Source organism: Massilia sp. TS11 (genome assembly GCF_022012445.1).
Lineage (GTDB): Bacteria > Pseudomonadota > Gammaproteobacteria > Burkholderiales > Burkholderiaceae_D > Telluria.
The window spans coordinates 204,583-217,946 of record NZ_JAKLTS010000003.1 but is presented as its reverse complement, the minus strand read 5'-3'; the positions used below and the strand labels follow the sequence as shown (position 1 = coordinate 217,946).

The following is a 13,364-nucleotide window of genomic DNA, read 5'->3' as shown; positions in this document are numbered from 1 at the left end:
TTCAGGCCAGGGCCACGGCCTCGGGCAAGCTGTCGACCACGCGCAGCTGGGCCCCGAGGCCGGCCCGTTCCAGTTTGGCGCGCACGCGGGCATTCGCCTCGCACACCACCACGGCCACGCCGCGCTTATGCAGCTTGGCCACCACTTCTTCCAGCGTCAATAAGCCAGTCATATCGATGAAGGGCACGTCGCCCAGACGCAGCACCAGCAGGCGCGGATCGGTGTGGGTCTGGGCCAGGGCGCGCTCGAAGTTCTCCACCGCGCCAAAGAAGAACGGCCCCTCGATCGCGTACACCAGCACGCCGCGCGGCAGCTCGGCGCCCAGTTCGCTGCCGGTCTGCTGCTGGACTTCGACCGAACCGGCCATGCGGCGCATGAACTGCAGCGTCGCCAGAATCACGCCGATGTTCACCGCCACCACCAGATCGGTCAGCACCGTCAGCGCAAAGGTGATCACCAGGATGACGGCATCGGCGCGCGGCGCACGGCGCAGCAGATTGAGCACGTGGCCGATCTCGCTCATGTTGTAGGCCACCACGAACAGAATCGCCGCCAGCGCCGCCAGCGGCACATGGGCCGCCAATGGGGCCAGCAGCAGAATCACCAGCAGCAGCGTGGCCGCGTGCACGACCCCGGCCAGCGGGCTGGTGCCGCCGTTGCGCACATTGGTGGCGGTGCGGGCGATGGCGCCGGTGGCCGCAAAGCCGCCGAACAGGGGCGCCACGATATTCGCCACGCCCTGCCCGATCAGCTCCTGATTCGAGTCGTGGCGCGTACCCGCCATGCCATCGGCCACCACGGCCGACAGCAGCGATTCAATCGCGCCCAGCATGGCGATCGTGAAGGCCGGACCGATCAGCTCCATGACGCGCGCCCACGACAGGCTGGGCAGCGAGAAGCCCGGCAGCTGCTGGGGAATGCCGCCAAAGGCCGTGGCGATCGTGGCCACGCCATCGAAATGGAAGTAGGCCTGGGCCAGCGTGGCCGCGACCAGAGCCACCAGCGGTCCCGGCACACGCGCCATGCCCGGCAGCCGGTTCGAGAACAAGGTCAGCACCAGGCTGCCGACGGCCAGGCCGGTGGTGGCCGGATGCAGCTGCGGGAAGCTCTGCAGCAGCAGCCACAGCTTCTGGTGGAAGTGGCTCGCATGCGGCGCCGGCAGGCCGAAAAAGTCGGCCCACTGGCCGACCCAGATGATGACGCCGATACCGGCCGTGAAGCCGAGGATCACCGGCGCCGGAATGAACTTGATCACACCGCCCATGCGCGCCGCGCCCATCGCCACCAGCATCAGGCCGGCCATCAGGGTCGCGATCTGCAGGCCGTCGATGCCATAGCGCGCCGTGATCCCGGACAGGATCACGATGAAGGCCCCGGTCGGCCCCGCGATCTGGGCGCGGCTGCCGCCCAGCAGCGACACCAGCGCGCCCGCCACGATGGCCGTGTACAGGCCCTGCTCCGGCCGTGCGCCCGAGGCGATCGCAAACGCCATCGCCAGCGGCAAGGCGACCACCCCGACGATCAGACCGGAGACGACATTCGACAGCAGATGCGGACGCCGGAACAGGCCGGCACGGTGGGCTTCAAGAATGGCGATCATGGGTGGCAGACTCCTTGTTGCAGTGCGCCTCAGGCGCGTCCGGCACGCAGCAGGCGCGCACCGAAATAGGTCAGAAAACCGAAACCAAAGGCCAGCACCAGGGCGGCCAGCGGCGGACGTTCGAATTCAAAGGCGCGCGTCAGCGGCGCGATATAGGTGACGGCGGCCAGCATCGCCAGCGTGATCCCGGCCAGGCTCAGGGCCATGCGGTTTTCGCGCGCCGTGGCCCACAGGCTGCGGCGCCCGAGATTGGCCCAGATCAGGCCCAGATTGGCCGCCACCAGGGCCACGAAACTGAGCGCGCGCGCCTCGGCTTCCGGAAAGTGGCGCATGCACCAGACGTAGGCCAGACCCGCCACCGTCATCGCCACCAGACCACCAGCCACGGCGCGCAGCAGACGCCCGCGATCGAACAGGCTGGCGCGGGCCGGACGCGGCGGACGCAGCATGGCGCCCTGCTCGGCCGTTTCGCTTTCGTAGGCGAGCGAACTGGCCGGATCGATCACCAGTTCGAGGAAGGCGATGTGCATCGGGTACAGCAGCACCGGCGTGCCGAGCAGCGTGGGCAGCAGGGCCAGACCGGCGATCGGCACATGCATCGATACCACATACGACATCGCATTCTGCATGTTGCTGAAGATGCGGCGGCCCAGGGCCATGGCGCGCACGATGGTAGCGAAATGGTCGTCCAGCAGCACCAGTGCAGCCGCCTCGCGCGCGACCTCGGTGCCGCGCCGTCCCATTGCGATGCCGACGTGGGCCGCCTTCAGGGCTGGCGCATCATTGACGCCGTCGCCGGTCATCGCCACCACCTCGCCATTGGCCTGCAGGGCCTGGACGATGCGCAGCTTCTGGGCCGGCGTGATGCGCGCGCAGATGCCGGTGCTCTGCAGGCGTGCGCGCAGACTGGCCTCGTCGAGCGTGGCCATCTCGGCGCCGAGCAGCACACTGTCCGAGGCCAGGCCCGCCGCCTGGGCGATGGCGCGCGCCGTGGCCGGGTGGTCGCCAGTGATCATCAGCACGCGCACACCGGCCGTGTGACAGGCTGCCACCGCCTGCGGCACTTCCGGGCGCAGCGGATCGGCCAGGGCCACCAGACCCAGCCACTCGAGCGTCAGGCCATCCTGCCCGTCCGGCAGCGGGCCCGTATGCCAGCCGCGCGCCACCGCCAGCACGCGCCAGCCGCGCGCGCCCAGGCGTTCGACCTCGGGCCGCAGCGGGGCCGGGTCGCGCCCGCACAGACGCGCCACCGCTTCCGGTGCGCCCTTGCAGGCCACCAGCAGGCGCCCATCGTCCTGGCGCCACAGCTGGCTCATGGCCGGCAGCTCGGCGCTCAGGCTGAATTCATGGACCAGTTCACCGGCCAGGCTCAGTTCACCGGCCAAGGCATGGAAGGCCTTCTCCATCGGATCGAAAGGCAGCGGCTTGCTGGCCAGGGCCGCCAGCCGCACCAGATCGGCGCAGGGGGCCGGCATCTCGCCGCCTTCCCACGCGGCCTGCGGCGTATGCACGGCCACCACGGCCATGCGGTTTTCGGTCAGGGTGCCGGTCTTGTCGCTGCACAGCACGGTGACGGCGCCCAGGGTCTCGATCGCCGCCAGGCGGCGCGTGATCACCTGGGCCTGGGCCAGACGCCAGGCGCCGATCGCCGGGAACACGGTCAGGATGACAGGGAATTCCTCCGGCAGCAGCGACATGCCGAGCGCGATGCCGACCAGCAGGGCTTCCATCCATTTGCCCTGCAAGAAGCCGTGCAGCAGCGCGACCAGCAAGGCCATGCCCAGACCCAGAAACGCCATCCGCCGGATCAGCCCGCCCAGCTGCTGCTGCAGCGGCGAGGCTGCCGTCTCCAATCCATGCAGCGCGGCGCCGATTTTGCCGATCTCGCTGCGCGGCCCGGTGGCGAATACGCGCGCCAGCCCGCTGCCATGCACGACCAGGGTGCCCGACCAGACCGCATGCACGGCTTCGCCCGGCACCGGCGGCGGGCCCTCGGGATCGGCCAGTTTGGCGACCGGGCGCGCCTCGCCGGTCAGCAGGGATTCATCGAGTTCGAGGTCGACCGCTTCCAGCAGCAGGGCATCGGCCGCCACGCGCGCGCCCTCGGACAGCACGAGCACGTCGCCGACCACGATGTCGCGGCTCGACACCTGGCGCACCTCGCCATCGCGCCAGACCGCGGCCAGCGGGCTGCCCAGCTCGCGCAGGCTGTCGAGCGCGCGTTCGGTTTTACCTTGCTGAAAGAGTGTGAGGCCGATGGTGACGCCGACCATCAGCAGCAGCACCAGGCCTTCGTGGACATCGCCGAGCGCCAGATACAGCCCGGCCGCGACGATCAGCATCAGGAACATCGGCTCCTGCACCGCCTCGCGCACCAGATCCCAGGCACGGCGGCGCTGGGTCGGCAAGGCGTTCGGCCCATCGGACGCCAGCCGGGCCGCGGCGGCATCCGAGCTGAGGCCGTATTGACTACTGGTATCTCGCATCTGCACAGCATACCACTGCCAACCTGGCTTGTTACGCGTCTACGCAAAATGTGAAACATGGTTGTAAAATTTGATCTAGATCATAGGCAGTTGCAGGGGCCCGGGAAGACACTGGCGCCAGCATCCCCATCCAAGGAGCCCAGCATGTCCATGCCGTCCTGGTCGAGCAGTCTGGAACTTGGGGTTCCGAATATGGACGCAGCCCACCGCGCCCTGTTCGACACCCTGGCCCACGTGGCGCGTTTGGCGCCGGGCGATTTTGCCCACCATTGCCGTGCCCTGTTCGACGCGCTCGAACTCGACTGCAAGGAGGAGGAAGCCTTGATGGAGGAGATACACTTTCCCGGCCTGCAGGCGCACCGCGAGCAGCATGCGCGCGTGCTCGGCGGTCTGCACCACGCGCTGGCGGCGCTCGACGCAGGCGACCCGGCCCCGGCCCGGCGCGCGCTCGAACTGCTGCCGCGCTGGCTGGAATTGCATATTGCGACCATGGACAGCGCCCTCGCCATGGCCGTCGCGCTGGCCCAGCCAGCGCAGGTGGAACTTGGCGCCTGAGTTTTTCGTCTATTACATCGAGAGAGGAACATCATGAAAACCAATGTCGGCCCCACTGACCGTGCTCTGCGTATTGCCGTTGGTCTCACCCTGGTGGCAGGCGCCGCCCTTGGACTGGTGGGCGCCTGGGGCTATCTCGGCCTGATCCCCATGGCCACCGGCGTGATCCGCTTCTGCCCGGCCTATCTGCCGTTTGGCTTTAACACCTGCTCGCGCGAGGAAGCATGACCGACCTGCCGCTGTCACCGCTGACCACCCGACCCGGCCTCCCTCTGGAAAGGCTGGCCAGCGCCTGGCAGGGCGTGCTCGACCAAGAAGACCCGCAACAGGCCCTGGCCGCCGCGCGCTGGGACCTGATTCTCAATGCCATGCTCGGCCGGGTGACGGGCAATATTTCGCCGGCCGCCATCGGCCTGGCCTATATCGACTGGCTCAGCCACCTGAGCCTGTCGCCGTCCAAGCGCGAGGAACTCGTCCTCAAGGCCTGGAAAAAGCTGTGGCGCTGGCAAATGTATGCGCTGCGCCTGGCGGCCAACGGCGGCAACCACACGCCCGACGCCATCGACCCGCTGCCGCAGGACAAGCGCTTCCTCGATCCGGCCTGGCGCCGCTGGCCCTTCAATCTGCTGTCCCAGGCTTTTCTGCTGCAGCAGCAATGGTGGCATTGCGCCACCACCGGGGTTAGCGGCGTCTCCCAGCACCACGAAGACGTGGTCACCTTCACCGTGCGCCAGTGGCTCGACATGCTGGCGCCCTCGAATTTCCCGCTGACCAATCCGGTCGTGCTCGACACCACGCTGCAGCGCGGCGGCATGAATCTCTGGAATGGCGCGCTGCGCTTTGCCGAGGACCTGCGCGCCGCCGCCCAGGGCGAGGCGCCCGCAAGCGAGGAGTTCGCCGTCGGGCGCAACCTGGCCATCACCCCGGGCGAGGTCGTGTTCCGTAACGAACTGATCGAGCTGATCCAATACGCGCCGAGCACGGCGCGCGTGCACAGCGTGCCGCTGCTGTTCGTGCCGGCCTGGATCATGAAGTACTACATTCTCGACCTGTCGCCGGCCAACTCCCTGGTCAAGTATCTGGTCGACCAGGGCCACACGGTCTACATGATCTCCTGGAAAAATCCGGGCGAGGCCGACCGCAATCTCTCGCTCGAGGACTACCGCCGCCTCGGCATCATGGCCGCGCTCGACGCGATTGGCGCGCCCAAGGTCAATGCCTGCGGCTACTGCCTGGGCGGCACCCTGCTCTCGATCGCCGCAGCCGCCATGGCGCGCGACGGCGATCAGCGCCTGAACAGCATGACCATGCTGGCGGCCCAGGTCGATTTCACCGAGCCGGGCGAACTGTCGCTGTTTATCGACGACAGCCAGGTCAACTTCCTCGAGGCCAGCATGTGGCAGCAAGGCTATCTGGACACGCGCCAGATGGCCGGCGCCTTCCAGCTGCTGCGCTCCAACGATCTGATCTGGTCCTACCGGCTGCGCAAATACCTGCTCGACCTGCCCGATGTGCAGACCGACCTCATGGCCTGGAATGCCGACGCCACCCGCATGCCCTACCGCATGCATTCGGAATACCTGCGCCAGCTGTTCCTGCGCAATGATCTGGCCAGCGGCCGCTACCGCGCGGGCGGCAAGCCGGTCGCGCTCGAAGACATCCACGTGCCGATCTTCGCCGTCGGCACCGTGACCGACCACGTGGCGCCCTGGCGCTCGGTGTACAAGCTGCACCTGCATGCGGAAGAGGAAATCAGCTTCCTGCTGACCACGGGCGGCCACAACGCCGGCGTCGTGTCGCCGCCGGGCCAGCCGCGCCGCAGCTACCAGCTGGGTACGCGTGCGCGCGGCGGCGCCTATGTCGATCCCGACACCTGGCAGACCCAGACCCCGCAGACCGAAGGCAGCTGGTGGCCGGCCTGGACCGACTGGCTGGGCCGCCATGCCGGCAAGCGCGTGGCGCCGCCGCCGATGGGCGCCAGCCTGGGCGCCGCGCCCGGCAGCTACGTGCTGCAGCGCTGAGGCGCCCTACTCGTGCCGCAGCGCCTCGATCGGATCGAGGCGCGCGGCGCGGCGTGCCGGCACATAGCCGAACACCACCCCGATCCCGGCCGAGAACACGAAGGACAGCACATTGATGGCCGGATTGAACAGATAGGGCACGCCCATCACGGCCGCCAGCAGGCTCGAAGCCAGCGTGGCCAGCACCACCCCGGTCAGGCCACCGAAGGCCGCCAGCACCATCGCCTCAATCAGAAACTGCATCAGCACATCGCGCTCGAGCGCGCCGATGGCCAGGCGCAGGCCGATTTCGCGCGTGCGCTCGGTCACGCTGACGAGCATGATATTCATGATGCCGATGCCGCCGACCAGCAGGCTGACGGCCGCCACCGCGCCCAGCAGCATGGTCATCACGCGCGTGGTGCCGCTCAGGGTGTCGGCCAGCTGGCGCGTGTCGAGCACATTGAAATTATCGTCTTCGCCGGCGGCCAGCTTGCGCCGCTCGCGCATCAGCTGGGTCAGCGCGGCCTTCACGGCTTCGCTGTCGACGTCATCGGCCTGCGACACCAGCAGGGTGCCGACGCGCTGATTGCCCGTCACGCGGCGCTGCACCGTGTACAGCGGCAGCACCACCATATCGTCCTGGTCATTGCCCATCGCGCCCTGCCCTTTGCCGGCCATGACGCCGACGATCTCGCACGAGAACTGCTTCAGGCGCAGGCGTTCGCCGAGCGGCATCTGCTCGTCGAACAGGGCGCGCCGCACCGACTCGCCGATCACACAGACGGCCGCACCGGCGCGCTGCTCGGCCGGTTCGAACAGGCGCCCGGCGGCCAGGCGCCAGTTGCCGACCTCGAACCAGTCATTGGTGGTGCCGATCGCCGAGGTGCTCCAGTTGCGCCCATTGGCGATGGCGATGATGCCGGCACGCGCCTCGGGCGCCACCTTGCGCACTCCGCCGATCTGGCTCGCGATGGCCTGGACATCGGCCTCCTTGAAGGCCGGCGCGCCGGGGCCGCCACCGCCGAACTGGCGCTGGCCGGGCCGCACCATCAGCAGATTGCTGCCCAGGCTGGAAATCTGGTCGTGCACGGCCTGGGTCGCCCCATTGCCGAGCGTGACCATGGTGATCACCGCCGCCACCCCGATCACGATCCCGAGCATGGTGAGGAAGGAACGCAGCACATTGCGCCGGATCGAGCGCAAGGCCAGCAGCACGGTATTCCAGAACATCAGGCGCCTCCGTCGCTTTCGATGCGGCCGTCGCGAAAGCGCACGATGCGGCGCGCGTAATGGGCCATATCGGGTTCGTGCGTGACCATCAGAATCGTGATGCCGCGCTCCTGGTTCAGGCGCACCAGCAGGTCCATGATCTCCTGGCTGCGCTGGGTGTCGAGATTGCCGGTCGGTTCGTCGGCCAGCAGCACGCGCGGCTCGCTGACGATGGCGCGCGCGATCGCCACGCGCTGCTGCTGCCCGCCCGACAGCTCGGCCGGCGTATGCTGCTCGCGCCCCTGCAGGCCGACGGCGGCCAGCGCCTGGGCCGCCAGCTCGTGGCGGCGCGCCGCCGTTTCGCCGCGGTACAGCAGCGGCAGCTCGACGTTTTCCTGGGCCGAGGTGCGCGCCAGCAGATTAAAACCCTGGAACACAAAGCCCAGGTAGCTGCGCCGCAGCAGGGCCAGCTGGTCGCGGCTCAGGCGCGAGACTTCGCGCCCCATGAACCGGTATTCGCCGCTGCTGGGGGTATCGAGACAGCCGAGGATATTCATCGCCGTCGATTTGCCGGAGCCGCTCGGCCCCATGATGGCGAGGAATTCGCCGGCCGCGATATCGAGATCGATGCCAGCCAGGGCCATGACCGTGGCTGCGCCGCTGCCGTAACGCTTGGTGACGCCGCGCAGGCGGATCAGCGCTTCGCTCATTTGGCAGCGGCCCGCTGCTCGGTAATGACCAGCATGCCCGGTTTCAGATCGCCGCCCACCACTTCGGTCATGCGGCCATCGCTGATGCCGGTGCTGATTGCCACCTCCACCGCTTTACCATCGCGCAGGACCCAGACCTTGCGCGCGGCCGCCTCGGCCCCATTGGCAGCGCCGGCCTTGCGCGGCGCGCGCTGCGGCATGCGCGGCACCAGGCTCGAGACCAGACCGCCGCCGCCCGCGCTCGCCGCCGCGGCCGTGCCGGCCGGCGTGAAGCGCAGCGCGCTGTTCGGCACCAGCAGCACATTGTGGCGGTCGGCCGTGCGGATCGTGGCCGTGGCCGTCATGCCGGGGCGCAGGCTGAGGTCGCGGTTGTCGACTTCGAGCTGGGTCGGATAGGTGACCACATTGTCGGTGATGGTGGCGCCATAGGCCACGCGCGTGATGCGGGCCGGGTACGGCCGGTTCGGATAGCTGCTGACCGAGAACTGCGCCTTCTGACCGAGCTGGACGGTGCCGACGTCGGCCTCGTCGATATTCACCTGCAGCTTGAGCTGCTTGAGGTCCTCGGCAATCGTGAACAGGGTCACGGCCTGCAGCGAGGCGGCCACCGCATTGCCCGGATCGACATTGCGGCTCAGGATCACGCCTTCGATCGGCGCGCGGATGGCGGCCTTGCTCAGATTGGTCAGATCGGTCGACAGGGCCGCCTTGGCGCTGTTCACGCCGGCGCGCGCGTTCAATTCATTGGCCTTGGCGCGCGCCACATTCGCGCGTCCGGTGTCGAGCTCGGCCTTGGACGGCACCTTGCCGTTCGACAGGCGGGCCACCTCTTCCAGGCGGGCCAGGCTGGCCTCGGCCTCGACGCGCGTGGCCACCGCCTGGGTGACAGCCGCCTCGGCCGCCGTCAGGGCCGCGCGCGAACGCTGGACCTGGTCATTGAGCTTGGCCGTGTCGAGCTCGACCAGCACCTGGCCGCGCTTGACCACATCATTGACATCGACCAGCACCCGCGTCACCGTGCCCGACAGCTCCGAGCCGATATTGACCGAGCGGGTCGGCTGCAGGCTGCCATTGGCCGTCACCGTGTGCGCCACGTCGCCCAGTTCGGCCGCCACCGTGCGGTAGCGCGGCTGCTCGGCCGCGGCCCGCTGCAGCTGCCACCAGGCGATGCCGGCGCCGGCCAGGGCCAGGGCCAGCAGCGCGGCCCACAGCCAGGGCTGGCGCCACCAGGGACGGCGCACGCCGTCGAGAAAGGGATCCGCTTGTGTCGTGCTCATGGTGTCGTCTTGCCTGCGATGGGGGGCGCTTCCCAGCCGCCGCCGAGCGCCTTGTACAGGCGCACCTGGTCGGCCGCGAGGGCGCTCCGGGTGGCGGCCAGGTCGTCCTGGGTCGAAAACAGATTGCGCTGGGTTTCCAGCACCGTTTGAAAATCGGTCAGCCCGCTGGCATAGCGCTGGCGCGCCAGCAAAGCCGCGTTGGCGGCCGCGTCGCGCGCCTGCGTCAGGCGGGCCGCGCGCGCCTTGTCGGCGGCCAGGCTCTGCAGGTCGTCCTCGACTTCCAGCAAGGCCTGCAGAATCGTGCTGCGGTAATTCGCCTGGGCCACCGCCAGCGCGCCCGCCTCGGCCGCCATCTGGGCGCGCGCGGCGCCGCCGTCGAAGGCGCGCCCGGTGATCGAGCCCAGCAAGGCGGTCAGCCAGGTCGTGCTGACACCGCCGATCCCCAGGCCATGCAGGCCGATCGAGCCTTCCAGTTTCAGGGACGGCAGCCGGGCCGCGTCGGCCTGGCGAAAGCGCGCCTCGGCGATGCTGACCCGGGTTTGCGCGCTGCGCACATCGGCGCGCTGGGCCAGGGTCTGGGCCGGCAGGCTGACGGCGAAATCGGCACCGGCCAGGGGCAGCGGGCGCGGCGCGGCCAGACGCGCGTCGAGCGCGCCGGGCGCTTCGCCGCACAGCACGGCCAGCGCATGGCGCGCCTGGGCCACGGCCGTTTCCAGCGCAGGCAGACGGGCCGCCGCCTGTTCGCGCGCGGCACGCGCCTGCTCGGCTTCGAGCGAAGTCAGCAAACCCGCCTGGGCGCGCCAGGCCGTGATCTGTTCAGTCTCGCTCTGGCTGGCCAGATTGTCGCGCGCGATAGCCAGACGCTCCTGGCCCGCACGCAGCGTGATGTAAGCCTGGGCCACTTCGGCCGCCAGGCTCACGCGGGCATCGGCCAGGGTGATGCGGGCGACCTCGAGTTCGCCTTCGCTGGCCTGCAGCGACAGGCGGCGCGTGCCGAACCAGTCCGGCTCCCAGGCCGCATCGATGGTGGCGTTGTAGGTACGCGCCGCAGCCGCGTCGCCGTTCTTGCTCGACTGGGCCGAAGCCGACAGCGACACCGTCGTCGCCAGCGCCGCCGCCGCCACATCGCGCAGCGCGCGCGCCTGCCGCAGCGCGGCCCCGGCCGCTTCCAGACTCGGGTTGGCGCGCTGCGCGCGCTCCACCAGTTCGACCAGCAGCGGATCGCCGAAGTCGCCCCACCAACCGGCCAGGTCGCGCTGGGCGCCGGCGCCGGCCGGCAGCGTCCAGGCGGGCGGCACGGCCTGCACGGCGGCCGGCGGGACCGGCGTCGGTTGCGGCAGCCAGGCGCAGGCGCTCAAGGCGGCCAGGGGAAGCAGGATCAGTCGTTTCATGGGATCAGCACGGCCGCGCCGTCGATGCGCCCGGCGCGCACGTCGTCCAGGGCCTGGTTGGCCGCGCGCAGCGGATACGGGCGCACATGGGTCTGCAAGGGCACGCTGGCCGCAACCTGCATGAAGCCCTCGCCATCGGCACGGGTCAGATTGGCCACTGACTGCAGGCGCCGTTCGCCCCACAGCAGGTGGTAGGGAAAGGCTGGAATGTCGCTCATGTGGATGCCGGCGCAGATCACGCTGCCGCCCTTGCGCACCTGGGCCAGTGCGCGCGGCACCAGCGTCCCATCGGGCGCGAACAGAATGGCCGCATCGAGCGTCTGCGGCGGCGCCGCGTCGCTCGGCCCGGCCCAGTGCACGCCGAGCTGGCGCGCGAAGGCCTGCGACTGGGTATCGCCCGGCCGCGTGAACGCATACACGGTGCGCCCCTCGGCCAGGGCCACCTGCGCCAGGATATGGGCGGCCGCGCCAAAGCCATACAGGCCAAGCACCGCAGCCGGCCCCGCCATGCGGTAGGCGCGGTAGCCGATCAGGCCCGCACACAGCAGTGGGGCCGCGTGGGCGTCGTCGTAGGCGGCGGGCAGCGCGAAGCAGTAATCGGCCCGCGCCAGCGTGTATTCGGCATAGCCGCCGTCGCAGTCATAGCCGGTGAAGCGGGCGTCGTCGCACAGGTTTTCCTGGGCCGCCGCGCAGAACGGGCAGTGGCCGCAGCTGTCGCCCAGCCAGGCCACGCCGACCCGCGCGCCAAGGGCAAAGCGCTGCACGCCGGCGCCCAGCGCGACCACCTCGCCGACGATTTCATGACCCGGAATCAGCGGGCTGCGGTGCGGCGCCAGTTCGCCATCGACGATATGCAGATCGGTGCGGCAGACCCCGCAGGCCAGAACGCGCAGCAGCAGCTGGCCCGGTCCCGGCTGCGGAATCGGCAGTTCGGCCGCCATCAGCGGCTGGCCCGGTGCACCGAGCTGCATCGCCAGCATGGCTTACTCGCCTTCCCAGTAGAACACAAGCTCGCGCGCCGCACCGGTCTTGATCGCCGTGCTTTGCTGCTGCGTCTTGCCGACCGCCGTGGCCTGCACCTTGTAGCTGCCCGGTGCCAGCTTGACGAACACGCGCGGGCCGGCGCCCGTGAGCTTGAGCACCGGCGCGTCCTTGGCGTCAGTGATCACCAGGGCGACATCAGCGCGGAATTCGCCGCTGCCCTTGGTGGCAAACAGCAGATGCAGATTGAAGTCCTGCTTGACGGCCGCCAGCGCGGCCTGTTCCTCAGCGCCGATACCACCGCTGATATAGGCCGTGCCCTGCTGGGTTTGGACGGACGGCCCGGCCGCACTGGCCAGCAATGGCAGAGCGAGCGCGATGGCGGCGGCCAGACGATGAAAGGCTTGCATATCACCTCCTTAATGGAACGATAAAGCCAGTATGCAAGAGCCGAGCCTGCCTTAAAATCGGGCAAGGCCATCAGATTTTGTAGGGCTTCCCCTACAGGCGCTTCAGATGATGCCGTGCTCGAGGGCGTAGCGCGTCAATTCGGCATTGCTGCCCATGCCCATCTTGTCCAGAATCCGGGTGCGGTAGGTCGTCACCGTGTTCGGACTCAGGTGCAGCAGTTCGCCGATCCGCACCAGCGACTCGCCGGCTGCGATCAGCTTGAAGACCTCGAATTCCCGGTTCGACAAGGCCTCATGGTCGGTAGCGCCGCCGCCGCCGATCAGCGTAGCCAGTTTTTCCACCAGCGCCGGCGACACGTGCTTGCCGCCCGCGGCCGCCTTGCGCACAGCCTCGACCAGCGTCGCCGTCGGCGTATCCTTGGTCAGATAACCGGCCGCGCCCAGCTTGAGCGCGCGCACCGCATACACTTCCTCCGAATAGGTCGACAGGATCAGCACGGCCATGCGCGGCCGTTCGGCGCGCAGGGTCTTCAGCAGGTCCAGCCCATTCTTGCCCGGCATGGTGATGTCCACCACGGCCACGTCGAAGTCCTGCTCGGCGATGCGCTCCATCGCCTCCTGCGCATTGCTGGCCTCGCCCATGACCGTGATATCGCCAGCCGTGCCCAGCATCAGCCGCACGCCATTGCGCGCGATCGCATGATCATCGACCAGCAAGACCTTGATTCCCGCTTGACCCATT

General features: G+C 69.1%; 12 protein-coding genes. 3 read left to right on the top strand and 9 right to left on the bottom strand.

Annotated elements, in window-relative coordinates:
* Position 1 precedes the first annotated feature (1 nt).
* Together LZ005_RS06455 and LZ005_RS06450 are read right to left on the bottom strand one after the other, a co-directional pair.
* On the bottom strand, positions 2–1,600 hold the full coding sequence (locus LZ005_RS06455; protein WP_237805870.1) for a SulP family inorganic anion transporter: 1,599 nt from the start codon (positions 1,598–1,600) through the stop codon (positions 2–4).
* 29 nt (positions 1,601–1,629) lie between these two features.
* A complete protein-coding gene (locus LZ005_RS06450; protein WP_237805868.1) occupies positions 1,630–4,086 on the bottom strand; it encodes a cation-translocating P-type ATPase in 2,457 nt (818 codons plus the stop codon).
* A 144-nt stretch (positions 4,087–4,230) separates the two neighbouring features.
* Between LZ005_RS06450 and LZ005_RS06445 the strand changes: the two genes are divergently transcribed.
* The 3 genes from LZ005_RS06445 to LZ005_RS06435 are packed head-to-tail and all read left to right on the top strand — an operon-like array spanning position 4,231 to position 6,662.
* Positions 4,231–4,641, top strand: a complete 411-nt coding sequence (locus tag LZ005_RS06445; RefSeq protein ID WP_237805866.1) for a bacteriohemerythrin — start codon at positions 4,231–4,233, stop codon at positions 4,639–4,641.
* Positions 4,642–4,674: 33 nt separating this feature from the next.
* Positions 4,675–4,869 (top strand): DUF2892 domain-containing protein, encoded by a 195-nt coding sequence (locus tag LZ005_RS06440; RefSeq protein WP_237805864.1) that lies wholly within the window; start codon positions 4,675–4,677, stop codon positions 4,867–4,869.
* Positions 4,866–6,662: an alpha/beta hydrolase gene (locus LZ005_RS06435; protein ID WP_237805862.1), complete on the top strand. Its 1,797-nt coding sequence runs from the start codon at positions 4,866–4,868 to the stop codon at positions 6,660–6,662. The genes LZ005_RS06440 and LZ005_RS06435 overlap by 4 nt, the downstream gene beginning before the upstream one ends.
* A gap of 6 nt (positions 6,663–6,668) precedes the next feature.
* Here LZ005_RS06435 and LZ005_RS06430 read toward each other — a convergent pair whose 3' ends face one another.
* From LZ005_RS06430 to LZ005_RS06400, 7 genes are all read right to left on the bottom strand, one after another.
* Positions 6,669–7,874, bottom strand: coding sequence for an ABC transporter permease (locus LZ005_RS06430; RefSeq protein ID WP_237805861.1), 1,206 nt, complete (start codon positions 7,872–7,874; stop codon positions 6,669–6,671).
* Complete coding sequence (locus LZ005_RS06425) at positions 7,874–8,563, bottom strand: ABC transporter ATP-binding protein (protein WP_237805859.1); 690 nt, start codon at positions 8,561–8,563, stop codon at positions 7,874–7,876. Before LZ005_RS06425 ends, LZ005_RS06430 begins: the two co-directional genes overlap by 1 nt.
* Positions 8,560–9,840 (bottom strand): efflux RND transporter periplasmic adaptor subunit, encoded by a 1,281-nt coding sequence (locus tag LZ005_RS06420; RefSeq protein ID WP_237805857.1) that lies wholly within the window; start codon positions 9,838–9,840, stop codon positions 8,560–8,562. The genes LZ005_RS06425 and LZ005_RS06420 overlap by 4 nt, the downstream gene beginning before the upstream one ends.
* A complete protein-coding gene (locus tag LZ005_RS06415) occupies positions 9,837–11,231 on the bottom strand; it encodes an efflux transporter outer membrane subunit (protein ID WP_237805855.1) in 1,395 nt (464 codons plus the stop codon). The genes LZ005_RS06420 and LZ005_RS06415 overlap by 4 nt, the downstream gene beginning before the upstream one ends.
* Positions 11,228–12,211 (bottom strand): zinc-dependent alcohol dehydrogenase family protein, encoded by a 984-nt coding sequence (locus LZ005_RS06410; protein WP_237805853.1) that lies wholly within the window; start codon positions 12,209–12,211, stop codon positions 11,228–11,230. Before LZ005_RS06410 ends, LZ005_RS06415 begins: the two co-directional genes overlap by 4 nt.
* Before the next feature lie 3 nt (positions 12,212–12,214).
* Positions 12,215–12,622, bottom strand: a complete 408-nt coding sequence (locus tag LZ005_RS06405) for a hypothetical protein (RefSeq protein WP_237805851.1) — start codon at positions 12,620–12,622, stop codon at positions 12,215–12,217.
* A gap of 102 nt (positions 12,623–12,724) precedes the next feature.
* Positions 12,725–13,363 (bottom strand): response regulator transcription factor, encoded by a 639-nt coding sequence (locus tag LZ005_RS06400; RefSeq protein WP_237805849.1) that lies wholly within the window; start codon positions 13,361–13,363, stop codon positions 12,725–12,727.
* Between the last annotated feature and the right edge of the window lies 1 nt (position 13,364).

Coding starts and splice junctions, on each gene's coding strand:
- LZ005_RS06405 (WP_237805851.1), bottom strand. CDS start 12,622: ATGCAAGCCTTTCATCGTCTGGCCGCCGCCATCGCGCTCGCTCTGCCA.
- LZ005_RS06425 (WP_237805859.1), bottom strand. CDS start 8,563: ATGAGCGAAGCGCTGATCCGCCTGCGCGGCGTCACCAAGCGTTACGGC.
- LZ005_RS06410 (WP_237805853.1), bottom strand. CDS start 12,211: ATGCTGGCGATGCAGCTCGGTGCACCGGGCCAGCCGCTGATGGCGGCC.
- LZ005_RS06440 (WP_237805864.1), top strand. CDS start 4,675: ATGAAAACCAATGTCGGCCCCACTGACCGTGCTCTGCGTATTGCCGTT.
- LZ005_RS06455 (WP_237805870.1), bottom strand. CDS start 1,600: ATGATCGCCATTCTTGAAGCCCACCGTGCCGGCCTGTTCCGGCGTCCG.
- LZ005_RS06415 (WP_237805855.1), bottom strand. CDS start 11,231: ATGAAACGACTGATCCTGCTTCCCCTGGCCGCCTTGAGCGCCTGCGCC.
- LZ005_RS06445 (WP_237805866.1), top strand. CDS start 4,231: ATGTCCATGCCGTCCTGGTCGAGCAGTCTGGAACTTGGGGTTCCGAAT.
- LZ005_RS06430 (WP_237805861.1), bottom strand. CDS start 7,874: ATGTTCTGGAATACCGTGCTGCTGGCCTTGCGCTCGATCCGGCGCAAT.
- LZ005_RS06400 (WP_237805849.1), bottom strand. CDS start 13,363: ATGGGTCAAGCGGGAATCAAGGTCTTGCTGGTCGATGATCATGCGATC.
- LZ005_RS06420 (WP_237805857.1), bottom strand. CDS start 9,840: ATGAGCACGACACAAGCGGATCCCTTTCTCGACGGCGTGCGCCGTCCC.
- LZ005_RS06450 (WP_237805868.1), bottom strand. CDS start 4,086: ATGCGAGATACCAGTAGTCAATACGGCCTCAGCTCGGATGCCGCCGCG.
- LZ005_RS06435 (WP_237805862.1), top strand. CDS start 4,866: ATGACCGACCTGCCGCTGTCACCGCTGACCACCCGACCCGGCCTCCCT.